The sequence below is a fragment of the Flavobacterium sp. genome (assembly GCF_039916025.1).
Lineage (GTDB): Bacteria > Bacteroidota > Bacteroidia > Flavobacteriales > Flavobacteriaceae > Flavobacterium.
The window spans coordinates 1-24,180 of the sequence record NZ_JBDSMB010000120.1 but is presented as its reverse complement, the minus strand read 5'-3'; the positions used below and the strand labels follow the sequence as shown (position 1 = coordinate 24,180).

Here is a 24,180-nt window from a genome sequence, read left to right as displayed (position 1 = left end):
AGTTATTTAGTTTGGTTTTGTAAGACCAAAAGTAAATAACATTTTGTAAGAATTATAAATGATTCTCATAATATTTTGTTAAATATATCGCTTCAAATCTTTTGCGTTTATATCACTATGCGAATGATTAAAAACAGCATTTCCATTTTTTATAACAATTAGTTGTGGCGATTGGTGAAATACACCAAAACGACTGGCAATTTCGTTAGACACATTTCTATGGGCTAACAAATCAAGAAAATAAGGAATGACTTCTTCATGCAAATCAAACTCGTTTTCAAATTGTTTCAGCACCATCCTGCTAACACCACAACGCGTACTGTGCTTAAAGACAATGACTGTTTTATCTGTTGATTCGGAAACTATTTCATTCAGTTGCCCTAAATCTGAAAGCGGTCTCCAACCCACTTTTGAAACGGATTCATTTTCATCTGAAGAATTAAACATCTTATTTAAAAAACTCATAATTGTCTTATTTTGAGACATTTTGTCTTCGTTTTGTGATGAAAATCATTTTAAAAGAGACATTCTGTCTGTAATTTTACATTGGAATACAAATTGACCAAACGTCCGCAAAGGTAAACAAAACAACATACAACTATGAACATAAACAATTTAACAATCAAATCGCAGGAAGCTTTGCAACAGGCACAGCAAATTGCACAAGGTTTTGGCCAACAACAACTCGAGAACGAACATATTTTTAAAGGAATTCTTGAGGTTGACGAAAACGTAACACCATTCATTTTGAAAAAACTCAATGTGAATGTTGATTTATTTAAAAAGATATTAGACACCACTATTCAAAGCTTTCCAAAAGTGTCGGGCTCTGAAATCATGTTATCCCGTGATGCGAATACTATGCTAAACGAAGCCAATATCATTGCTAAAAAAATGAACGATGAATATGTTTCTATCGAGCATTTAATTCTGGCGATATTCAAATCTAAAAGTAAGGTTGCCCACATCTTAAAAGACCAGGGTGTAACTGAAAAAGGATTAGAATCAGCTATCGCAGAAATTCGTAAAGGAGAACGTGTGACCTCAGCTTCCGCAGAAGAAACTTATAATGCCTTGAATAAATATGCTAAAAATCTCAACGAATTAGCCAGTCAGGGAAAACTTGATCCTGTTATTGGTCGTGATGAAGAAATCCGAAGAGTGCTGCAAATATTAACACGTCGAACTAAAAACAATCCAATGTTGGTTGGCGAACCTGGTGTTGGTAAAACTGCCATAGCCGAAGGTTTAGCACACAGAATTGTAGATGGCGATGTTCCCGAGAATCTTAAAGACAAAGTCGTTTATTCGCTTGATATGGGTTCATTGATAGCAGGTGCAAAATACAAAGGTGAATTTGAAGAACGACTAAAAGCCGTTGTGAAAGAAGTAACTTCTGCCGAAGGCGATATTGTGCTTTTCATTGACGAAATCCATACACTTGTTGGTGCCGGCGGTGGCGAAGGCGCTATGGATGCCGCTAATATTTTGAAACCGGCTTTGGCTCGCGGTGAATTGCGTGCTATCGGTGCAACAACATTAGACGAATATCAAAAATACTTTGAGAAAGACAAAGCATTGGAACGTCGTTTTCAAAAAATCATGATTGACGAACCCGATACCGAAAGTGCGATTTCTATCCTTCGTGGAATCAAGGAAAAATATGAAACGCACCATAAAGTCCAAATCAAAGACGAAGCAATTATTGCGGCTGTTGAATTATCACAACGTTATATCACTAATCGTTTTCTTCCTGATAAAGCAATCGACTTAATTGACGAAGCAGCTTCTAAACTGCGAATGGAAATCAATTCAAAACCTGAAGAATTGGATGTTTTAGATAGAAAGATTATGCAATTGGAAATCGAATTGGAAGCCATCAAACGCGAAAATGACGAAAGCAAAATGAAAGGGCTGAAAATGGATTTGGCAAACCTTAAAGAAGACAGAAATGAGATTTACACCAAATGGAAATCAGAAAAAGACGTAGTCGATAACATCCAATTAGTAAAAACCGAAATCGAGGATTTTAAATTCGAGGCTGAACGCGCTGAACGCGATGGTGATTATGGAAAAGTAGCCGAAATACGCTATGGAAAAATAAAAGAAGCCCAGGAACGTTTAGATGTTTTATTAAAACAATTGCATGAAAACCAAGAAGGAACTCCCCTGATAAAAGAAGAAGTAACCCGTGAAGACATTGCCGAAGTAGTTGCCAAATGGACCGGAGTTCCAGTGATGAAAATGCTGCAGGGCGAAAGAGAGAAGCTTTTAAAGTTGGAAGATGAATTACATCACAGAGTTGTGGGTCAGGAAGAAGCAATTGAAGCAATAAGCGATGCAGTTCGCAGAAGCCGTGCCGGATTGCAGGACATGAAAAAACCAATCGGAACGTTCTTATTTTTAGGAACCACCGGTGTTGGTAAAACCGAATTAGCCAAAGCATTAGCCGAATATTTATTCGATGATGAAAACGCTTTGACACGTATTGACATGAGTGAATACCAAGAACGTCATAGCATTAGCCGTTTGGTTGGTGCTCCTCCGGGATATGTAGGTTATGATGAAGGCGGACAATTAACCGAAGCTGTTCGTAGAAAACCATATTCTGTTGTGCTATTAGACGAAATTGAAAAAGCACATCCTGATACTTTCAACATCTTGTTGCAAGTATTAGACGAAGGAAGATTGACGGATAATAAAGGGCGTTTGGCTGACTTCAAAAACACGATTATCATTATGACTTCCAATATGGGAAGCGCGATTATACAAGAAAAATTTGAAAATTTAAAAGGCTCTGTAGAAGCCACAACAGAAGCTGCCAAAGTGGAAGTTCTGGGATTATTAAAACAAACGGTTCGTCCTGAGTTTATTAATCGTATCGATGAAATCGTGATGTTCACACCATTGACTAATGCCAACATCAAAGAAATTGTAGGCTTACAGTTAAAAAACGTTATCAAAATGCTGGCGCACCAAAATATTACTTTAGATGCCACACCGGAAGCTATCGATTATTTAGCTGAAAAAGGATACGATCCACAATTTGGTGCGCGTCCGGTAAAAAGAGTGATTCAAAGAGAAGTACTAAATCAACTTTCAAAAGAAATTTTGTCCGGAAAAGTAACGACTGATAGCATTGTACTTTTAGATAGTTTTGACGGTCAATTGGTTTTTAGGAATCAGAATGAATTAGTAGAAAAATAGTTTTTATAATAAGTTTTGGTTAAGTTGCTTAAGCCCTGATAGTGGGAACACTGTTGGGGCTTTGGTATTAATAAGGAGCACAGCGTTTAATTTTATTCAGGATGCATTCTCCCGCTGTACGCGCTACATGGTAGCTCGCTTCCATCGGGGCTAATGAGATTATTTTCCTTTATCAGGACAAAAAATAATAATTAAAATAGCTATTTTTGAACTAAGAAATTTAAAGGATGCTGCAGAAATTAAAACATCATAAAGAACTACTCAGTTATGCTTTAGCTATGGCACTACTCATGCTATTGTTGCGTTGGCTGGAATTTCGGTTTCTGATTTTAGAACATCAGTATGAAATCTATGTCGGATTGATAGCAGTTTTCTTTTTATTGTTCGGAATTTGGGTTGCTAACAAAGTAACAAAGCCAAAAGAGAAAACCATTATTATAGAAAAAGAAGTTAGAGTCTCAAGCGAAGACTTTATATTAAATGAGAACGAACTTCAGGAACGAAAAATAAGCAAGCGCGAACTCGAAGTGCTGACTTTAATGGCTGAAGGTTTAAGCAATCAAGAAATTGCCGAACGCTTATTTGTTTCGCTCAATACAATCAAAACACACAGCGCCAAACTATTTGAAAAACTGGAAGTTAAACGAAGAACTCAAGCCATTGAAACTGCTAAAAAACTATTGCTGCTTCCTCCTACTTTAGGATGATTTATACAAAATCACCCAAAAGGATGAGCCGTTTGTAAATGGTTTTCCAAAACTTTGCAGTCTAATCTTAAACAAATAAAATGAAAAAAATTATTCTTACTTACGGACTTATTGCCGGAGCAATCGTTACTGCGTTTATGGCTTATGGTGTCTACTCTTTAAACAAAAATCCCGACTATGAAGGTGGCATGCTTTTGGGCTATACCGGAATGCTCGTTGCCTTTTCCTTTGTGTTCATTGGCGTAAAAAATTACCGCGACAAACAAAGTGACGGAATAATCACTTTTGGAAAAGCCTTAAAGATTGGCGCATTGATTTCTTTAATTGCTTCAACGATTTATGTTGGAGTGTGGCTGATAGAATATTATTGTCTGTATCCTGATTTTATGGATAAATACTCCGCGGCGATGCTCAAAAAAATGAACACAACAGCTATGACTGCTGTCGAAATCAAAGCTAAAACTGCTGAAATAAACATGTATAAGGAATACTATAAAAACCCTTTTTGGGTGATTGTCATGACTTATGCCGAGGTCTTATTACCTATTGGATTATTGGTGCCAATAATCAGTGCATTGATTTTAAAACGAAAAGTGAAATCAGCCTAGCAATAAAAAAGCCTATTCACAATTTGAATAGGCTTTTTTATTATTATACTTTTCCGTCTCTAATCTCATCGACAATTTCAGGATTTAACAAAGTGGAAGTATCTCCGAAATTACTAAAGTCACCTTCGGCAATCTTTCGCAATATTCTGCGCATGATTTTCCCCGAACGTGTTTTTGGCAAATTCGATACAAACTGAATTTTATCAAGTTTGGCGATCGGACCAATTTGGTCAGAGATTAATTGGTTAACTTCTTTAGCCAAATTATCTTTATCCCTGCTTTCGCCTATTTCTTTCAAAATAATGAAACCATACAAAGCATTTCCTTTAACATCGTGTGGAAAACCAACAATGGCACTTTCTGAAACCGCCGGATGCTCATTGATAGCATCTTCAATTGGCGCTGTTCCAAGATTATGTCCAGATACAATAATCACATCATCAACTCGACCGGTTATTCTGTAATAACCAACTTCATCGCGCAAAGCACCATCACCAGTGAAATATTTTCCCGGGAAAGCGGTAAAATACGTTTCTTTATAACGCTGATGATCGCCCCAAATAGTTCTCGCAATCGCTGGCCACGGAAACTTAATACATAAACTTCCTGTAACCTGATTGCCTTCTATTTCGTTGCGTAATTCATCCATCAAAACAGGTTGAATTCCGGGTAATGGTAATGAAGCATACGTTGGTTTTGTGGGCGTCACAAAAGGAATTGGTGAAATCATAACGCCACCTGTTTCGGTTTGCCACCAAGTATCAACAAGCGGGCAACGTTTTCCACCAACGTGATCATTGTACCAATGCCATGCTTCTTCATTTATAGGTTCACCAACGGAGCCAATAACTTTCAATGACTTCAATGGAAAACGCTGCACATAATCCAAACTTTCTTTTGCCAAAGCCCTAATAGCAGTTGGTGCCGTATAGAATTGTGTGATTTTATGTTTCTCGATTACTTCCCAAAAACGACTGTAATCCGGATACGAAGGAACGCCTTCAAAAATCACCGTTGTCGCGCCATTTAATAATGGTCCGTAAAGAATATAAGAATGTCCGGTAATCCAGCCAATATCGGCAGTACACCAAAAAATATCATTCTCTTCGTAGGCAAACACATTTTTAAAAGTATAAGCGGTATAAACCATATAACCGGCTGTGGTGTGGACCATTCCTTTTGGTTTTCCGGTCGAACCAGAAGTGTAAAGTATGAATAATGGATCTTCCGCATCCATGATTTCGGCAACATTATTTGGAACAGCTGCATCAAGCAATGGTTGCAACCAAATATCACGACCATCTTTCATGGTAACTTCCGAGTTGGTTCTTTTCACGACCAATACTTTTTCCACACAAGGTGTTTTTTCTAAAGCTTCATCCACAATTACTTTTAAGTCAATTGATTTATTTCCGCGGTAACTTCCATCCGAAGTAATCACCATTTTACATTCACAATCATTAATTCTGGCTGCTACTGCCGCCGAAGAAAATCCGGCAAATACTACCGAATGCACAGCACCAATTCGTGCGCAAGCCAAAGTAGCAATCGCTAATTCAGGAATCATTGGTAAATAAATACAAACTCTGTCTCCTTTTTGAACGCCTTGTTCTCTCAGCACATTCGCCATTCGGGCAACTCTGTCATACAATTCGTTATAGGTAATGTGAAGCGCTTTTTCATCAGGATTGTTAGGCTCAAAAATGATAGCCGTTTTATCGCCGCGTCTGGCTAAATGCCTGTCGATACAGTTTTTGGTGATGTTGACTTTAGCATCCACAAACCATTTGAATTTGGCTTCTGAAAAATTAACTTCAAAAACCTTGTCCCATTTTTGATACCAGGTAAAATTTTCTTCGGCAATCTTATCCCAGAACTTTCTCGGTTCACGGACAGATTTTTTATACATCTTGAAATAGTGTTCTAAATTTAGTATTTTATAGTAGCTCATCTTCTGTTGATAATGTTTTGTAATGTAAATATAACGATTCTGTTGTGTTGAAAAAATATTCACCCTGATTTGTACCAATTGCGATTTAGCTAAGAGTTTTTAAATGATAGCTAAAACAAATAATTTTCTTAACTTCGTAATCCTAATATTTACCTATGAATTCGAAAATTACCAATCCCGATATACAATTTCTTGCCGGAGGAGGTGAAATGGGTCGACTTACACGCGAAAAAGACTGGAGTCAAAACTCATTAGGCAATCCCGAAACGTGGCCACAAAGTCTGCGCACAACCTTAAGTATTCTTCTTAATTCAAAATTCCCGATGTTCTTATTTTGGGGACCGGAACTAATCTGTTTTTATAACGACGCTTATCGTCCCAGTCTTGGAAACGACGGTAAACACCCTAATATTTTGGGCGGACGCGGTGAAGATTTTTGGAAAGAAATCTGGAAAGACATAAAACCCTTAATTGATCAGGTACTTGAAAAGGGTGAAGCCACATGGTTTGAAGATTTGCTGTTGCCTATTTATCGCAACGGAAAAATGGAAGATGTTTACTGGACATTCAGTTATAGCCCTGTGAATGATGAATCCGGTAAACCTGCCGGTGTTTTTGTCACCTGTTCAGAGACTACGGAAAAAGTAAATGTTCTAAAACAATTAAATGAAAGCAATAAGAGGTATTTAAACAACATCATGCAGGCACCTTTAGCCATGTGTATTTTTAAAGGAAAAGATTTTGTAGTGGAAATTGCAAATGATATGATGCTGGAAGTTTGGGGTAAAAAAGCCGAAGATGTCATTAACAAACCTGTTTTCGAAGGAGTTCCGGAAGCAAAAGGACAAAATCTTGAAATACTACTTGAAGATGTTTTTAATACCGGAGAAAAATTTGTTGCCAATGAACGTCCCATTCAATTGTTACGAAATGGTAAAATTGAAACCACGTACATCAATTTTGTATACGAAGCAATACATGAATCCGACGGAACGATTTCAGGAGTTGTTGCTGCTGCCACAGAAGTAACAAAACAAGTACTTGACCGTATAAAATTGGAAGAAACCGAGCAAAAAGTACGCGCATTAGTAGAAAATGCACCTTTTGCCATTGCGGTTTATACCGGAGAAGAAATGCGTGTAGAATTGGCTAACCAAACCATCATAGACATTTGGGGAAAAGGAAACGATGTTATCGGAAAAACATTTACTGAAATCCTTCCCGAATTGAAAGGTCAATTGGTATTCGAACAAATTAAAGAAGTATATAAATCCGGAAAAGCTTTCCATACACAAAATACACCACTCGAACTAATTGTGGATGGCAAACGAGGCACTTATTATTTCAATTACAGCTTCACGCCGCTTTATGATCTTTCAGGCAAAGTATACGGAGTAATGAACACAGGAGTTGACTTGACTGATTTGAATATGGCAAAGAGAAAGATTGAAGCCAGCGATAAAAAGTTCAGAACAACATTACAACAAGCGCCTGTTGCTATTGCTATATTTCGCGGAAAAGACTATGTCGCTGAAATGGCAAATGATGCCTATTTAGAGTTAGTTGACCGAAAAGAAAGTGATTTTATTGGACGTCCATTATTTGATTCTTTACCCGAAGTAAAAGAAACTGTTCAGCATTTATTGGATGATGTATTTAATACTGGCGTGCCTTTTCATGGAAACGAAATTCCTGCACCAATAATGCGCAATGGTGAAATCGGAATTTTTAATTTCGATTTATTATACCATCCTTTAAGAGAAGAAGATGGTACAATTTCAGGAATTATTGTAACTGCTGCCGAGGTAACTGAAAAAGTACAGGCACGTAACAAAACAGAACAAAACGAACAAAGACTTAATATTGTTATCGAAGCCAGTGAGTTAGGAACCTGGGAGTTGAATGTAAAAACCAGGGAAGCAACCTATTCTGATAGATACTTGGAAATTATTGGCGGATATACCGAACCCGTGAAATTAACGCATGATCAATTGCTTGCCCATCTGCATCCCGATGATTTGGGAATCAGAAATAAGGCAGTCAAAGACGCAATCGCTACCGGCTACTTAAATTATGAAGCGCGGATGATTTGGAAAGACAAATCAATTCATTGGATGGAAGGAAAAGGAAAAGTATTTTATGATGCTGATGGTGAAGCTGAAAAAATGATAGGTACCATTCGTGATATTACCAGTGAAAAAAATCAGCAACAATTATTGATGGATAGCGAACGGAAATTCAGGTTGCTTTCTGATTCCATGCCACAACATATTTGGACAGCTGATACTGAAGGTAATTTAAATTATTTTAATAAATCAGTAGTCGAATATTCCGGTTTATCATTAGCTCAAATATTTAAAAAAGGATGGCTGGATATTGTCCATCCTGATGACAGGGAAGAAAATGTAAAAAGATGGATGAATGCCATTACAACAGGTAAGGATTTCTTATTTGAACATCGATTTAGGCGCCATGATGGAAAATTCCGTTGGCAGTTAAGCCGTGCTATTCCGCAAAAAGATGAAAATGGTGAAATTTTGATGTGGGTTGGTACAAGTACCGATATTCATGACCAAAAAAACTTTGCTGCCGAACTCGAGACTAGAATTATTGAACGAACCAAAGAGCTTGAATTAACAAACCAGCATCTTCAACAAAGCGAAGAACGATATCATTTAATGGTTGAAGAAGTACAGGATTATGCTATTCTATACATCAATAAAGAAGGAACAATCGAAAATTGGAATAAAGGAGCTGAAAAAATTAAAGGTTATAAAGCTGGCGAGATTATAGGTAAAAACTTTTCTCAATTTTATACTATTGAAGACAGAGCAAGCAACTTACCGCAATATTTATTATCACAAGCTGTAAAAAATGGAAGATCCCGTCAAGAAGGCTGGCGACTAAGAAAAGACGGTTCGTTGTTTTGGGCAAGTGTGACAATTACGGCCGTACACAACAATACAGGGGAAGTCATTGGATTTTCAAAAGTGACACATGATTTAAGTGCCAAAAAAGAAGCCGATGACAAAATAAAACAGAATACCCTCGACCTCGAACAAAAGAATCAGGAGCTGGAGAAAATGAATAGAGAACTCCAGTCATTTGCTTATATATCAAGTCACGATTTACAAGAACCACTTCGAAAAATACAAACCTTTTCCGATCAAATAATCCAAAGAGAAGCGGAAAACCTATCCGAAAGCGGAAAAGATAAATTCCAGCGGATGCAAAATGCTGCGCACAGAATGCAAAATTTAATCAATGACTTACTCGCTTATTCACGCACCAATATTCAGGAAAGGAATCTGATTGCAACTGATTTGAACAAAATAGTAGAAAACATAAAAGATGATTTGAGTGAAGAACTTCTGCAAAGCAATGCCACTATTGAAGCTGAAAAATTAAAATGTGATGTAGAAATAATCCCATTTCAGTTCTATCAACTACTATTTAACCTCGTAAGCAATTCTCTTAAATTTTCAAAACCTGATGTACCACCTAAGATAACAATCAAATGTGAAATACAAAAAGGCAAAAAGCTGAACAATGAAAATCTCCTTTCTGATGTTGATTATTGCCATATTACTTTCTCAGATAACGGTATCGGTTTTGAACAACAATACAGCGAGAGAATATTTGAAGTATTCCAACGCCTGCACGGAAAAGAAGTATACATGGGAACAGGAATTGGTTTAGCCATTGTAAAAAAGATTATTGACAATCATAATGGCATAATCACTGCCACGGGAAAACTTGGTGAAGGTGCCACATTTGACATAATTTTTCCTGTAAAAGGATAGTTTTCAAATAAATGCATAAGCATTGCAATGCTCCAATATCAAATTTGTTTACCAACACTAAAATATCACTATAATTATTCCGCTATTTTTTGTTATTTTGTGTACACAAACAAAACAACACTATGCAATTTGACCCAAACGAATTAGACCATGCTGCCATTTATAAACTTTTAACTGGCTCTGTAATTCCAAGACCTATCGGCTGGATTTCAAGTGTTAGCGAAAAAGGTGTCAATAATTTAGCTCCATTCTCTTATTTTAATGCTGTTGGCGATGATCCGCCGCACGTAATGTTTTCGACCGGCAGAGGAAATAACAGCAACAAAGACACACTTAATAATGTTTTGGCAACTAAGCAATTTGTGGTTAATATGGTAACCGAAGAATTGACTGAACAAATGAACTCGACTGCTCAAGCGGTTCATTCCGATATTGACGAATTTGAATTGGCAGGTGTAACACCGATTGCTTCATTAAAAATAAAACCAATGCGCGTTAAAGAGAGCCCAATCACTTTTGAATGTGAACTGGTACATCATTATTTTCTGGAAGATCATAAGCACGGTGGCGCCTGTGTGATAATTGGTCGCATTGTAATGATGCACATTAATGATGATGTTTTGCTGGATAATTACAAAATCAACCTCGAAAAATACAGACCTATATCTCGATTAGCAGGTTCACATTATTCAAAAATCGGAGAGCTTTTCTCTGTTAAAAGAAACTAACATGAAACCGGAAACATTAGAAATAAACGTTGCAATGCAGGTTTCAAAACCAATAAGTGAAGTTTTTGAAGCTATTGTAAATCCTGAAAAAATGTGCAATTATTTCATTTCGCAAAGCACAGGAAGAATGGAAGAAGGAAAAGACCTAATCTGGAAATTTCCCGAATTTGATATGGAAGTTCCTGTAAAGGTTGTCAAAGCAGAAACTAACAGCCTGATTTCTTATTATTGGGAAAACAGCGGTCAGAATCTTTTGGTTGAAATAAAACTTTCTACGGTTGGCGATAATTTTACCTTGGTGAAAATCTCCGAAAAAAGCATGGAAAATAATGAAGTCGGACTCAAATGGCTTTCAGGGAATTCATTCGGTTGGTCAAACTTTCTGGCGTGTCTGAAAGCATATCTCGAATTTGGAATCAATCTTAGAAAAGGTTCATTTGATTTTATGAAAAAATAATAAATTCAATGACAATTTCAATAGCAAAAATCAATATCAAATATAAAGAATCTGTCATCCCGAGCGCAGTCGAGGGAACGCAACTTATAAAACCATGAAAATAGCAGTAATTGGTGGTGGTCCAGGCGGATTATACTTTTCGATACTAACCAAAAAAGCAATGCCAGATTGCCAGATTAATGTCTATGAACGCAATAAAGCAGATGACAGTTTTGGTTTTGGAGTGGTTTTTTCAGATGAAACTCTTGGTGAATTTCTTTCACGTGATTTGAAATCGTATGAATTAATAAGAAGTAATTTTGCCTATTGGGACGATATCATCATTGCACGAGACGGACAAACAGTAAGCATTGCCGGAAACGGATTTTGTGGTTGTTCCCGAAAAATATTACTGCAGTTATTGCAACAACGCTGCATCGAAGAAGGCGTAAATCTTCACTTCGAACAAAGCATAGAAAATGTAAACCAATTCAAAGATGCCGATATCATTGTAGCCTGCGACGGAATTACAAGTAACATCAGAACACAATTTGCAGAAGATTTTGGTACAAAAATTTCACTAAAGAAAAATAGATTCGTTTGGCTTGGTTCTACCAAACCTTTGGATGCTTTTACTTATTTCTTCAGAACAACGCCACACGGAGTTATTGTCGCCCACAGTTATCAATACCAACCCGGAATGAGCACCTGGATTTTTGAATGCAGTGATGAAACCTGGAAAAAACACGGATTTGAAGTCACAAATGAAGAAGATACCATTGCCAAAATATCAGAAATTTTCAAAGAAGAATTGGATGGTCACGGCTTAATCACAAACAAATCACACTGGCGCCAGTTTCCACACGTTACAAATGAGAAATGGTATCACAACAACATCGTTCTTTTGGGCGACGCAAAAGCCACAGCCCACTACTCTATTGGTTCGGGTACAAAACTGGCAATGGATTCCGCCATTGGCTTATCAGATGCTGTGATTGCCAATCCAACAAATGTGCAGGCTGCTTTTGAACAATATGACAAAACACGCAGAAACACAGTTGAAATGATTCAGCATGCCGCTTTGGTTTCGTTAGACTGGTTTGAAAATATGGATAGAAACAATCAGCATCCATTTTATCAGTTTGCGTTTGGCTGTATGACAAGAGCCAAGAAAGTTACTTATGAAAATCTGCGTTTGCGCGATAAATCATTTACCGATAAAGTACTGAAAGAGTTCATTGAAAATCAAATCCCAAATCCCAAATCCCACTCGAGCGATAGCGAACAGGCGAAGCAAATCCAATATTCAGTTGCAGCTTTTACACCATTTGCTTTGCGCGAAATGACTTTGTCAAACCGAATCGTCATGTCGCCAATGGGACAATATTCTGCCGAAAATGGATTAGTTAACGACTGGCATTTGGTGCATTATGGAAGCCGCGCAACTGGCGGAGTTGGATTGATAATTGCCGAAATGACTGCTGTTTCAAAAACGGGACGTATAACTTTAGGTTGTGCTGGAATTTATACTGAAGAACAAATAGTTAAATGGAAATTTATTACTGATTTTATTCATAAAAATACGCATACAAAAATTGGAATTCAACTTGGACATTCAGGCAGAAAAGGCGCAGCAAAAAAGCCTTGGGAAACCGAACCGATTCAAAATCCTTGGGAATTGATTTCGGCTTCGCCAATAGCTTTTAATGAAAGTTTTTCAACTCCAAAAGAAATGACTTTGGCAGCTATGGATTTGGTTACAACCCAATTTGTTCAGGCTGCAAAAAATGCTGACGAAGCAGGATTTGACATGATTGAATTGCAGTCGCATCACGGGTTTTTATTAGCTTCTTTTCTATCGCCTTTGACAAATATAAGAACGGATGAATTTGGCGGAAGCATTGAAAACCGATTGAAGTTCCCATTGTGGGTTTTCAACGAAATGCGAAAGGCATTTCCTAAAGATAAACCAATGTCAGTTAGAATTTCCGCTTCTGATTGGGTTGAAAACGGAATTTCAGAAAAAGATGTTTTGGATATAGCAACTGCTTTTAAAAATGCCGGAGCCGATATCATCAACGTTTCTACAGGAAACACAGTAGCCAATCAAAAACCGCAAACCGGAAGAATGTGGCAAACGCCTTTTTCTGATTTGGTTCGAAATACGATTCACATTCCAACAATAACAACAGGTTATATTCAGGATATTGATCAAATCAATACTATCATCCTAAACGGAAGAGCAGATTTGGTTTCACTTGGCAGACCACTATTGGCTGATGCTAATTTTGTTAGAAATGCACAGGCTTATGAGCAGTTTGAAACAAACGATATTCCTAATCAATACAAAATGGGAAGCTCGCATTTATATCCGCTAAAAGCTGCCGAAAGAAAACAAGTGGAAAGCATGAAAATCGCATTAAAGCCAAAGAGTAATAAGAAAAATTAAAATGAAAAAGATAATTTTATTTCTGGTATTAATCATATCAAACATGGTAATTTCTCAAAAAAATGAAATCATCAATAGTTCCAATGCTACGCTATCTTATAAAACATTTGGCAAAGGAAAACCATTGCTTATTATTAATGGCGGACCAGGCATGAACAGTGAAGGATTTAGTGGTATCGCAGAAGAAATATCAAAATTTAATTATCAAACCATAACCTACGATCAAAGAGGAACAGGAAAATCTATAGTTCAAAATCCAGGCTCAGAAAACATTACTATGGATTTGATGGTTGAAGATATGGAAAACCTAAGAAAGCATCTTAAACTTGAGAAATGGTCGATTCTTGGGCATTCTTTTGGCGGTCTTATGGCAGCTTATTATGCAACAAAACATCCAGACCGAATTGAGAAGTTAATTTTTTCTTCATCTGGCGGAATAAATATGAATTTCACAACTTATATCGGGCAAACTTTAAACAATATTTTAACGGAATCTCAAAGAAATAGTTTGGCGATGTATCAAAAGAAAATGGACAATGGCGACACTTCAATGGAAACCAGAATTGAAAGAGCCAAAGTATTAGCAAATGCTTATGTATATGACAAAAGCAAAGCTGATATAATTGCACAAAGACTCACGCAAATTAATTTTGATATCAACGGATTGGTTATAGGAAATTTGCATAAAATCAACTTTAATTGTTCCAAAAGTTTTAAAAACTTCAGGCAACCAATATTGGTTTTACAAGGCAAAAATGATATTATCAAAGTTGAAACAGCTGAAGAAATAGCAGCAGCTTTTCCAAATTCCAAATTAGTTTTGATCAATAATTGCGGGCATTACGGCTGGTTGGATGCAAAAGAAGTTTATTTAAATGCTATAAAAAGTTTTTTGAATAGTTAGTCATGAAACATTACACCAACAATTTCGCTCACGATAATTTACCTGATTTAGACTTACAGCCTGATTACGTTTTCACTGATTTGCCACAGTTCAAACGACCGGAAATGCTGAATTGTGTCGATAAGTTATTAGACAATCACATCAAAGAAGGCCGCGGTAACAATCCATGTATTCGCACATTTGAAGAAACCTGGACTTACCAGGATTTATACGAAAAAGCCAATCAGATTGCACATGTTTTAATTGATGATTTAGGATTGATTTCCGGGAATCGGGTTTTAATTCGCTCAGCCAATAATCCAATGATGGTTGCTTGTTGGTTTGCTATTTTAAAAGCTGGCGGAATTGTAGTTGCCACGATGCCTTTACTTCGCTCGAAAGAATTAACAACAATAATTGATTGTGCCGAAATCTCACATGCCTTAAGTGATAAAGCCTTGCAGGACGAGATGAACTTAGTCAAATCTGATTTTCTTAAACGAATTTCTTTTTATGACGAGTTGGAAACCTTGATGCAATCGAAACCAAAAACATTTACCAATTATCATTCAAAATCAGATAGTATTGCTTTGATCGGCTTCACTTCTGGAACTACTGGTTTACCCAAAATGACATCGCATTATCACAAAGACATTTTAAACATCTGTGAAGCATTTCCACCTTATTCATTACAACCAACACAAAAAGATATTTTTACAGGAAGTCCACCACTAGGCTTTACCTTTGGTTTGGGCGGATTGGTTTTGTTTCCATTATATTTTGGAGCTTCTACTTTCTTAATTGAAAAGCCTACGCCCGAAATGCTTTTACAGTCCATTCAGGAACACAAAATCACAATTTGCTTTACCGCACCAACAGCCTGGCGGGTTATTACATCAAAAGTAAAAGAATTTGATATTTCCAGCTTACGCAAATGCGTCTCGGCCGGAGAAACTTTGCCATTAAAAGTCTGGCAGGATTGGTATGATGCCACAGGTTTAAAAATCATTGACGGAATTGGTGCTACCGAAATGCTGCACATATTCATTTCTTCGAATACAGAGAACATGAAACCCGGCGCGACCGGAGTTGCAGTTACCGGTTACGAAGCAAAAATAATTGATGTCAACGGAAATGAAGTAGCCACAAATGAACCAGGAAAATTAGTGGTTAGAGGAATTACAGGCTGCAAATATCTGAACCGAATTGACAAACAAAAAGAATACGTTGAAAACGGTTGGAACTTTACCGGCGATATTTTCCGTCAGGATGAAGATGGCTATTTTTGGTTTGTCGCCCGCGGCGATGATATGATAATTTCTTCAGGCTATAACATAGCTGCAATTGAAGTAGAAAGCGTACTTTTAACTCACGAAGATATACTAGAATGTGCGGTAGTTGGCTTGCCAGATGAAGAACGTGGAATGTTGGTTTGTGCTCATATTGTGTTAAAAGAAAAATCTAAAGCAACAGACAATATGAAAAATCATATTCAACACTGGTTCAAAGAAGTAGCTGCTCCATATAAATATCCGAGAGTAATTCATTTTACAGCAACATTGCCTAAAACCGAAACCGGAAAAATACAACGATTCAAACTGAAATCATGAGAAAAGTATTCATCATTTTTGCTATCACATCGCTTTCCATAATTGGAATACTGATGTTTGTTAATCTGAAATTCAGTTTCCTGTTGCTGATATTCATTCCGCTCATTATAATGGGCTTTTATGATATGTTTCAATCTAAAAAAAGTATCCGGAGAAACTTTCCATTGTTGGGAAGAATGCGTTATTTATTAGAATCAATTGGACCTGAAATTCGTCAATATTTTGTGGAAACAGATACCGACGGAAAGCCATTCAACCGTTTGCAGCGAAGCATTGTTTATCAAAGAAGTAAAAAAGAAAATGACACCATGCCTTTCGGAACTCAGTTAGATGTTTATGATGAAGGTTACGAATGGATAAATCACAGCATCAGAGCAATTTCTTTTTCAAATGTAAATGACAATCCTCGTGTAAAAATTGGTTCTTCACAATGCGAGAAACCATATGACGCAAGTTTATTCAACATCAGCGCGATGAGTTTTGGTTCGTTGAGCAAGAATGCAATTTTGGCTCTAAATAATGGCGCCAAAATGGGCAAATTCTATCACAATACTGGTGAAGGCGGTTTATCGCCTTATCATTTACAAGGTGGCGATGTGGTTTGGAATATCGGAACCGGGTATTTCAGCTGTCGTGATGAAGATGGAACATTTTCTTATCATAAATATGTAGAAAGAGCCACTTTGGATAATGTAAAAATGATTGAAATAAAATTCTCGCAAGGTGCAAAACCTGGACACGGTGGAATCTTACCCAAAGAAAAAGTAACCGATGAAATTGCGGCGATTCGTTTGGTTTCAAAAGGTAAGGATATCGTTTCTCCACCAACACATTCGGCTTTTACAACTCCGTTAGAATTAATGGATTTTGTAAAATTATTGCGAAAAGGTTCGGGTGGAAAACCAATCGGAATGAAAATCTGCATCGGAAACAAATCGGAATTTTTAGCTATTTGCAAGGCGATGGTAGAAACCAAAACTTATTTAGATTTCATAACTGTTGACGGAGGCGAAGGCGGAACTGGTGCTGCTCCACAGGAATATTCAGATCACGTCGGAATGCCGTTGCGCGAAGCTTTGGCCTTTGTCTATGATGCTTTGAATGGTTTCGGAATCAAAGATCAAATCAAAATAATTTGCAGCGGGAAAGTCATTACAGGTTTCGATATCGTTAAAAATCTTTCGATTGGTGCCGATTTATGTAATTCGGCACGCGGAATGATGTTCGCTTTGGGCTGTATTCAGGCATTAGAATGTCACGCTAATACTTGCCCGACTGGAGTGGCAACACAAGACCCAAATCTTATGAAAGGTTTGGTTCCCGAAGAAAAAAGTATTCGTGTGGCACGCTTCCAAAAAGAAACCGTGAAAAGCGCTATGGATTTAATGGCTTCGGCAGGAATCGATCATCCGGATAAAGTAGGCAGAAGTGTAGTCAGTATGCGTATTAATCGGACAAAAATACAGACATTTGAAGAAACTTATCCCGAATTAAAAGTGGGCTCACTACTCGATGGCAGCACAGTTCCCAACGAGTTTTTCAGAGATTGGAAAAAAGCATCGGCACAAAATTTTTAGGAGCAATTTCCCGTCTCGTCAGTATGACGAGAGGGCTAAAAAATAAATAAATGAACAACTATTTTACAAAACAGGAAAAAATACGTTTCAAGCATGTTGATTATGCCGGGATTGTTTTCTATCCAAGATTTTTAGAAATGCTCAACGACTTAGTCGAAGATTGGTTTGAAGAAGCCTTAGACCGACCATTTTCAAAAATCCATGAAACTAACGGAATTCCGACAGTAGATTTGAAAGTCCAATTCAAAAAAGCAGCGCGTTTGGGAGAAATCCTAACCAAAAAATTATGGGTAATTAACCTTGGTGGCGCTTCAGTAACTTGTGGTTTCCATTTTGAAGACGAGCAGGGAAAAACCTGTTTAGAAGGCGAAGTTACTTTAGTAAACGTTGCCATTGCTGAAGGCAGAAACAACATTAAAGCAGAAGCTTTTAATGAAGAAATGAAAACGAAGATTGCACCATTTATAATTTAAAATTCAAAATTTAAAATAATTTTAAAATGGAATTCAAAAAATTCAAAGCCGCAGCAGTTCAAACAGCACCCATTTTTCTAAATGTAGAAAAGACAATTGACAAGGCTATTTCTTTTGTCAAAGAAGCAACTGCAAACGGAGCCAATTTGGTGGCGTTTCCGGAAGTTTTTGTGGCTGGTTATCCGTATTGGAATTGGATTATGACTCCGGTTCAGGGAAGCAAATGGTATGAGCAATTATATAAATCTGCTGTAAAAGTTGATGATGCGGCAATGCAGCCATTGTTTCAGGCAGCCAAAAATCATAATTGTCACATCGTCATCGGAATCAACGAACGTGGCGATAGTTATGGCGAAATTTACAACACCAATTTAATCATTGACAACCAAGGAAAATTAATTGGAAAACACAGAAAACTGGTGCCAACCTGGGCAGAAAAGCTAACCTGGACAAGTGGTGACGGTTCTTCTTTGAAAGTGTATAATACCGAAATCGGTCCAATCGGAACTTTGGCTTGTGGTGAAAACACTAATACTTTGGCGCGTTTTACTTTGCTTTCGCAAGGCGAATTGATTCATATTGCCAATTACATTTCATTACCGGTTGCGCCACCCGATTATGATATGGCAGAAGCGATTAAGATTAGGGCAGCCGCACATTCATTCGAAGGAAAGTTGTTTACGATAGTTTCGTGTTCAACGATTTCAAAGGAAATTATGGATGCTTTAAAACCCGATGTTCCAAATGTTGAGGAATTATTGACTAGAAAAAACTCTGCTTTCTCTGGAATTATTGGCCCAAATGGCGCTGTAGTAGGACAGCCTCTAATTGATGATGAAGGAATTGTTTATGCCGATATCGATTTGGAAAAATGTATTCAGCCAAAACAAATGCACGACATTTTGGGGCATTATAACCGTTTTGATATTTTTGATTTGCGTGTGAATATAGCTCCAACAAGAAAAATTACGTTCATTGATAATCACGAAGAGTTTAATAAAAGGTAATTTCAGTAATGGATTTGAAAAATTTAAATAACACAGAATTAATTAATACATATTCTGAAATTATATCTTTATTAAAAGAAAGAAATGTAATTAGAACTAAAAACTTAATTGGTGATTTGGGTGAGTATTTAGCAATTGAACATTTTAATAATACAAAAGGAATGTCGAATCTTCAAGCTGCCCCAGCTGGCACACAGAATATTGATGCTATAAGCAGAAATGGAGAACGATATAGTATTAAATCAACAACTGGAAATTTAACAGGTGTTTTTTATGGGCTTCAGCCAAAAAATTCAGAAATTGTTAATGCCCAAAAATTTGAATATGTTTTGATTGTAAAATTCGGACATAGTTATGAATTAGAAAAAATCATTCAACTTGATTGGAATACTTTTATTAAATATAAAAGATGGCATAGTACAATGAGTGCATGGAATATCTCAATTACAAGAGAATTGATAAATGACTCAACAATAATTTTTCAAAAAGAATAATAACATGAACGAAAACCATTCAGACGACCAAATAGGAAGAGCAAGAGTTCAGGATTCACCCGAATTATTAGCTTACTATAAAGAACTGGAAACACTTGGAGCTGGTGCTTTATGGACAGTTGCCAATGATATTGAACCATGGGAACCAAGAAGTTCATCGGTTGCTATGCTTTGGAAATATGAAAATTTGCGTGATTTAGTTTTAAAATCATCCGAATTGGTAACTCCCGAACAAGCTGGAAGAAGAGTTGTTTATTTGGTAAACGACAAACGAAAAGATGTTAGTGCTGCAGTAGGTTGGTTATACACCGGAATTCAGGTGACGCGTCCAGGCGAAAGCACTTCGGCTCACCGACACAAAGCTTCGGCATTGCGTTTTATTATGGAAGGCGCAGGCGGATATACCGTTGTGGATGGTAATAAAATTACGTTTGAAGTCAATGATTTTGTGATTACACCAAATTCAACATGGCATGAACACGGCGTTGATGCGAATGGCAAGACTTGTATTTGGCAGGATGGTTTGGATATTCCGTTAGTAAATGCTTTGGAAGCCAATGATTATGCTGTTTTTGACGGAAAACAACCTTTGAAAAACGAAGTCAATTTTTCTCCAATAACGTTTGGTTGTTCGGGATTAATTCCGGCAGATAAAACTTGGGACAAACCTTATTCATCTTTATTTAAATATTCATGGAAGAATGTTTATCCGGCTTTAACAGAAGCTTTAAAAGTAAACGACGTAAATCCAATTGATGGAATTTTGATGCAGTATTCGAATCCTTTGACTGGCGGACATGTGATGCAAACGATGTCAGCAAGCATGCAATTATTACCTGCAGGTTTCAAAGGAAAAGCACACAAACATACTGGTTCTTTTGTGTATCAATGTGCAAAAGGAAAAGGATATTCTATCATTAACGGACAACGTTTTGACTGGAAGGAAAGAGATATTTTCTGTGTTCCATCTTGGGCTTGGCACGAACATCACAATGCTTCTGATACTGAAGATGCGTGCTTATTTTCGTTCAACGATTTACCGGTTATTGAAAAACTGGGGTTGTATCAGGATAAGGAATATGCACAGAACAACGGACATCAATTAATTTAAAATAAAATTGTACAGACAAGGCAATGCCTTGTCTCTGCAAAAAAATAAAAAAAATGAAACTACTAACATACAAAACACAAGACAGCGAAGAACAACGTTTGGGATTTATCCATAATAATCAGGTGATTGACATGGAAGATTTTGGCGAAATATCTAATTTTCCTTTGCCATCCTCGATGTTGGAATTAATTGATATGGGATTTGAATTAGTAGATGAACTCAACGATATGGTTGCTGATACTGAGCCAGCATTCTTTGAAGAAATCGCTTATGAAATGGACGAAGTAATCTTCCTCGCTCCTATTCCGAAACCGCGAAAAAATATCATCGGAATTGGTTTAAACTATACTGAACACGTTGCCGAAAGTGCCAGAACTTTGGATACAACAGGTAAATTACCTCAAAAACCAATCATCTTCTCGAAACCGCCAACAACGGTTACAGCAACCAATACTGATATTATTAAAAACACCAAACTAACTTCGCAATTAGATTGGGAAGTTGAATTGGCAGTTGTTATTGGCAAAAAAGCAAAATACGTTTCCAATGCTGATGCGATGGACTATGTTTTTGGTTATACGGTTATCAATGATATTTCAGCTCGTGATTGCCGTCGCGAAGGACAATGGATAGTTTCAAAAGGGCAAGACACTTTTGCGCCAATGGGACCAATTTTGGTTACCAAAGACGAAATTAAAAACCCGCATAACCTGAATTTATCTTTAACAGTAAACGGAATTGAAAAGCAAAAATCCAATACCAAATTCTTATTGTTCAACATCAATGATTTGATTGAAGATTTAAGCACAGTTTTTACTTTGGAACCGGGAGATATCATTGCAACAGGAACTCCGTCCGGAGTTGGAGCTGGTCGTGATCCACAGGAATGGCTGTATGATGGCGATGTTATTGAAGCTACAGTAGAAGGAATTGGAACGATAGTAAATACGGTAAGAGATTTAAAATAAATTGCGTTAGGGATTGCAGTGGAAATCCTTTTTTAAATTGCCCTGGGTTTAAATCCAGGGCAATTTAAAAAAGATTGCAACGGAAAGCCCGGCCTCGTTTGAAAAACGAGGCAACGCCCAAAAAAATAGAAAAAATACTGAAATGGATCAGACAAAAATAGCGGTTGGTATTTTCGATAGACTGGCAACGGCTTATCAGGATAAATTCATGGATGTATCTATGTATCATGATTCGCTGGATATATTTTGTGAGAGCATTCCAAAACAAAATGCAACAATTTTAGAGTTGGCTTGCGGACCTGGAAATATTACCAAATACCTTTTAGACAAACGCCCTGATTTTAAAATTCTCGGAACTGATTTGGCTCCAAATATGATTGCATTGGCAAAAGAGAATAATCCTGATGCTGATTTTCAATTGCTGGATTGCAGGGATATCAATCAACTAAATCAAAAATTCGATGCCGTCTTATGTGGATTTGGTTTACCTTATTTATCGAAAGAAGCTACTATTAAATTCATCATTGATAGCAGTAAACAACTAAATCCAAAAGGTATTCTTTACATCAGCACGATAGAAGATGACAATGCTAAATCGGGATTTAAAACAGGAAGCACTGGTGATAAAATATATCAAAATTATCATCAGGCCGATTATTTGACTGAAGCACTCGAAAATAATGGCTTTAAGATTATTGAAATGCAACGAAAGGAATATATTCACAATGAACAAAACACAACAGATTTAATTATAATAGCAACAAAATGAAATACAGAATTGGGCAAATAGTGCCGTCTTCAAATGTTACAATGGAAACCGAAATCCCGGCGATTTTCCGTTCGAGAGAAACAATATTGCCAGAACGTTTTACATTTCACAGCAGTAGAATGCGAATGAAAAAAGTAACCAAAGAAGAACTCGAAGCGATGGATGCTATGAGTTTAAAATGTGCTCAGGAATTGTCAGATGCGCATGTTGATGTTATGGGTTATGCGTGTTTGGTTGCCATCATGAGTATGGGAAGAGGCTATCATTGTGTTTCGGAAGTGAATCTCCATCAGGAAACAATCGCGAATGATTTCCCTACGCCTATTGTAACTTCAGCCGGAGCTTTGATAAACGGTTTGAAAGTTTTGGGTGCAAAACAGGTTTCGATTATTACTCCGTATATGCGTCCGTTGACCGATATGGTTGTCGATTATATAGAACATCAGGGATTTAAAGTAAAAGAAAGCATTGCTTTGGAAATTCCGGATAACTTAGAAGTGGCGGCTCAAAATCCACTGAACTTATTAGAAATTTATAAGCGTTTGGATTTGACTGATGTGGATGTTTTAGTAGTTTCTGCCTGTGTGCAAATGCCATCTTTGGAAGCTATCGATTTAATTCAGGCTGAAATCGGAATTCCGGTAACTTCGGCTGCGGTTTGTACCACTTATGAAATGATGAAAAAGCTTGGCATCGAAGCCAAGTCTGCTATTGGTGGTGAATTATTAAACGGTAAATATTAATTGTCATGGATTGGAAAATAATAGATGGAAAACTCGTAAAGAATTTTGAGTTTAAATCACAAACGGAATTAGCTGAATTTCTTTTAAAAATAGCACGCTATGCTGATGAAATCAATCATCATCCTGATTGTAAAATCCGCAAAGCTTTTCAACTGGAAATTACTTTATTCACGCATGACAAAAAACAAATAACGGCATTGGACAATCAGCTTGCCGATAAAATTGATGAGTTGTCAAAATAAAAACATTTTCGTTAAGTGCTTTTTGTATAAAGAAGTTATGTAACCATATCAGAGAATAATATAACAATCTCTATCATTTTATTTTGAAATTTGTGTACTAAACTAAAAAATCAAAACATCATGAACGGATTATTCAAAACTTTAATTGCAGGATTCACCGCAAAAAAACTTGGTGGTGGCTGCTTATCCATGATTATAATCTTTATAATTATTTATTGGCTGTTAGGCAAATTCTAAACAAACAAATTTTATAGCTATATAATTTTACACTACTTTTGCAACACAATTTTGGGGTCGACTGGTTTTGACAGCAAGTCGAATTGAATTGTAAGCACGTCGAGCATTGTATTTTTTGCTCGTAAATCCAAAGATACAAAAACATAAACGGCGAAGGAAACTACGCTCTTGCTGCAT

General features: G+C 36.9%; 20 protein-coding genes. 18 read left to right on the top strand and 2 right to left on the bottom strand.

The window, feature by feature from the left end:
• Nucleotides 1-78: 78 nt before the first annotated feature.
• Entirely contained in the window at nucleotides 79-465 is a 387-nt protein-coding gene (gene ytxJ / locus ABIQ27_RS08500) for a bacillithiol system redox-active protein YtxJ (protein WP_348033452.1), read from the bottom strand.
• 135 nt (nucleotides 466-600) lie between these two features.
• Here ytxJ and clpB point away from each other — a divergent pair, with 135 nt between their 5' ends.
• From clpB to ABIQ27_RS08485, 3 genes are all read left to right on the top strand, one after another.
• Entirely contained in the window at nucleotides 601-3,207 is a 2,607-nt protein-coding gene (gene clpB / locus ABIQ27_RS08495; protein ID WP_348033451.1) for an ATP-dependent chaperone ClpB, read from the top strand.
• Between the two features lie 227 nt (nucleotides 3,208-3,434).
• Nucleotides 3,435-3,914 (top strand): LuxR C-terminal-related transcriptional regulator, encoded by a 480-nt coding sequence (locus ABIQ27_RS08490; protein ID WP_348033450.1) that lies wholly within the window; start codon nucleotides 3,435-3,437, stop codon nucleotides 3,912-3,914.
• Between the two features lie 80 nt (nucleotides 3,915-3,994).
• Nucleotides 3,995-4,522, top strand: a complete 528-nt coding sequence (locus ABIQ27_RS08485) for a DUF4199 domain-containing protein (protein WP_348033449.1) — start codon at nucleotides 3,995-3,997, stop codon at nucleotides 4,520-4,522.
• A gap of 43 nt (nucleotides 4,523-4,565) precedes the next feature.
• On the opposite strand, the gene acs is transcribed toward ABIQ27_RS08485, so the two are convergent.
• The gene (acs, locus tag ABIQ27_RS08480; RefSeq protein WP_348033465.1) at nucleotides 4,566-6,497 is read right to left on the bottom strand and encodes an acetate--CoA ligase; all 1,932 of its coding nucleotides are present in this window, start codon (nucleotides 6,495-6,497) and stop codon (nucleotides 4,566-4,568) included.
• 131 nt (nucleotides 6,498-6,628) lie between these two features.
• Here acs and ABIQ27_RS08475 point away from each other — a divergent pair, with 131 nt between their 5' ends.
• The 15 genes from ABIQ27_RS08475 (at nucleotide 6,629) to ABIQ27_RS08405 (ending at nucleotide 23,766) form a co-directional block, all read left to right on the top strand.
• Complete coding sequence (locus ABIQ27_RS08475; RefSeq protein ID WP_348033448.1) at nucleotides 6,629-10,276, top strand: PAS domain-containing protein; 3,648 nt, start codon at nucleotides 6,629-6,631, stop codon at nucleotides 10,274-10,276.
• Nucleotides 10,277-10,398: 122 nt separating this feature from the next.
• Entirely contained in the window at nucleotides 10,399-11,004 is a 606-nt protein-coding gene (locus tag ABIQ27_RS08470; protein ID WP_348033447.1) for a flavin reductase family protein, read from the top strand.
• Between the two features lies 1 nt (nucleotide 11,005).
• A complete protein-coding gene (locus tag ABIQ27_RS08465; protein ID WP_348033446.1) occupies nucleotides 11,006-11,461 on the top strand; it encodes an SRPBCC domain-containing protein in 456 nt (151 codons plus the stop codon).
• 94 nt (nucleotides 11,462-11,555) lie between these two features.
• On the top strand, nucleotides 11,556-13,889 hold the full coding sequence (locus ABIQ27_RS08460) for an FAD-dependent monooxygenase (RefSeq protein WP_348033445.1): 2,334 nt from the start codon (nucleotides 11,556-11,558) through the stop codon (nucleotides 13,887-13,889).
• 1 nt (nucleotide 13,890) lies between these two features.
• Complete coding sequence (locus tag ABIQ27_RS08455; RefSeq protein ID WP_348033444.1) at nucleotides 13,891-14,793, top strand: alpha/beta fold hydrolase; 903 nt, start codon at nucleotides 13,891-13,893, stop codon at nucleotides 14,791-14,793.
• A 2-nt stretch (nucleotides 14,794-14,795) separates the two neighbouring features.
• The gene (locus tag ABIQ27_RS08450; protein ID WP_348033443.1) at nucleotides 14,796-16,382 is read left to right on the top strand and encodes an AMP-binding protein; all 1,587 of its coding nucleotides are present in this window, start codon (nucleotides 14,796-14,798) and stop codon (nucleotides 16,380-16,382) included.
• A complete protein-coding gene (locus ABIQ27_RS08445) occupies nucleotides 16,379-17,959 on the top strand; it encodes an FMN-binding glutamate synthase family protein (RefSeq protein ID WP_348033442.1) in 1,581 nt (526 codons plus the stop codon). The genes ABIQ27_RS08450 and ABIQ27_RS08445 overlap by 4 nt, the downstream gene beginning before the upstream one ends.
• Before the next feature lie 50 nt (nucleotides 17,960-18,009).
• Complete coding sequence (locus tag ABIQ27_RS08440; protein WP_348033441.1) at nucleotides 18,010-18,432, top strand: acyl-CoA thioesterase; 423 nt, start codon at nucleotides 18,010-18,012, stop codon at nucleotides 18,430-18,432.
• A gap of 26 nt (nucleotides 18,433-18,458) precedes the next feature.
• On the top strand, nucleotides 18,459-19,439 hold the full coding sequence (locus ABIQ27_RS08435) for a carbon-nitrogen hydrolase family protein (RefSeq protein WP_348033440.1): 981 nt from the start codon (nucleotides 18,459-18,461) through the stop codon (nucleotides 19,437-19,439).
• An 8-nt stretch (nucleotides 19,440-19,447) separates the two neighbouring features.
• Entirely contained in the window at nucleotides 19,448-19,933 is a 486-nt protein-coding gene (locus tag ABIQ27_RS08430) for a hypothetical protein (RefSeq protein ID WP_348033439.1), read from the top strand.
• Nucleotides 19,934-19,937: 4 nt separating this feature from the next.
• On the top strand, nucleotides 19,938-21,044 hold the full coding sequence (locus tag ABIQ27_RS08425; protein ID WP_348033438.1) for a cupin domain-containing protein: 1,107 nt from the start codon (nucleotides 19,938-19,940) through the stop codon (nucleotides 21,042-21,044).
• A gap of 53 nt (nucleotides 21,045-21,097) precedes the next feature.
• Nucleotides 21,098-22,012: a fumarylacetoacetate hydrolase family protein gene (locus ABIQ27_RS08420; RefSeq protein ID WP_348033437.1), complete on the top strand. Its 915-nt coding sequence runs from the start codon at nucleotides 21,098-21,100 to the stop codon at nucleotides 22,010-22,012.
• A 142-nt stretch (nucleotides 22,013-22,154) separates the two neighbouring features.
• Nucleotides 22,155-22,781 carry a class I SAM-dependent methyltransferase gene (locus ABIQ27_RS08415; RefSeq protein WP_348033436.1) on the top strand — a complete coding sequence of 209 codons (627 nt, stop codon included), beginning with the start codon at nucleotides 22,155-22,157 and terminating at the stop codon, nucleotides 22,779-22,781.
• Nucleotides 22,778-23,524: an Asp/Glu racemase gene (locus tag ABIQ27_RS08410; protein WP_348033435.1), complete on the top strand. Its 747-nt coding sequence runs from the start codon at nucleotides 22,778-22,780 to the stop codon at nucleotides 23,522-23,524. The genes ABIQ27_RS08415 and ABIQ27_RS08410 overlap by 4 nt, the downstream gene beginning before the upstream one ends.
• A 5-nt stretch (nucleotides 23,525-23,529) precedes the next feature.
• Nucleotides 23,530-23,766: a 4a-hydroxytetrahydrobiopterin dehydratase gene (locus ABIQ27_RS08405; RefSeq protein ID WP_348033434.1), complete on the top strand. Its 237-nt coding sequence runs from the start codon at nucleotides 23,530-23,532 to the stop codon at nucleotides 23,764-23,766.
• Nucleotides 23,767-24,180: the final 414 nt, after the last annotated feature.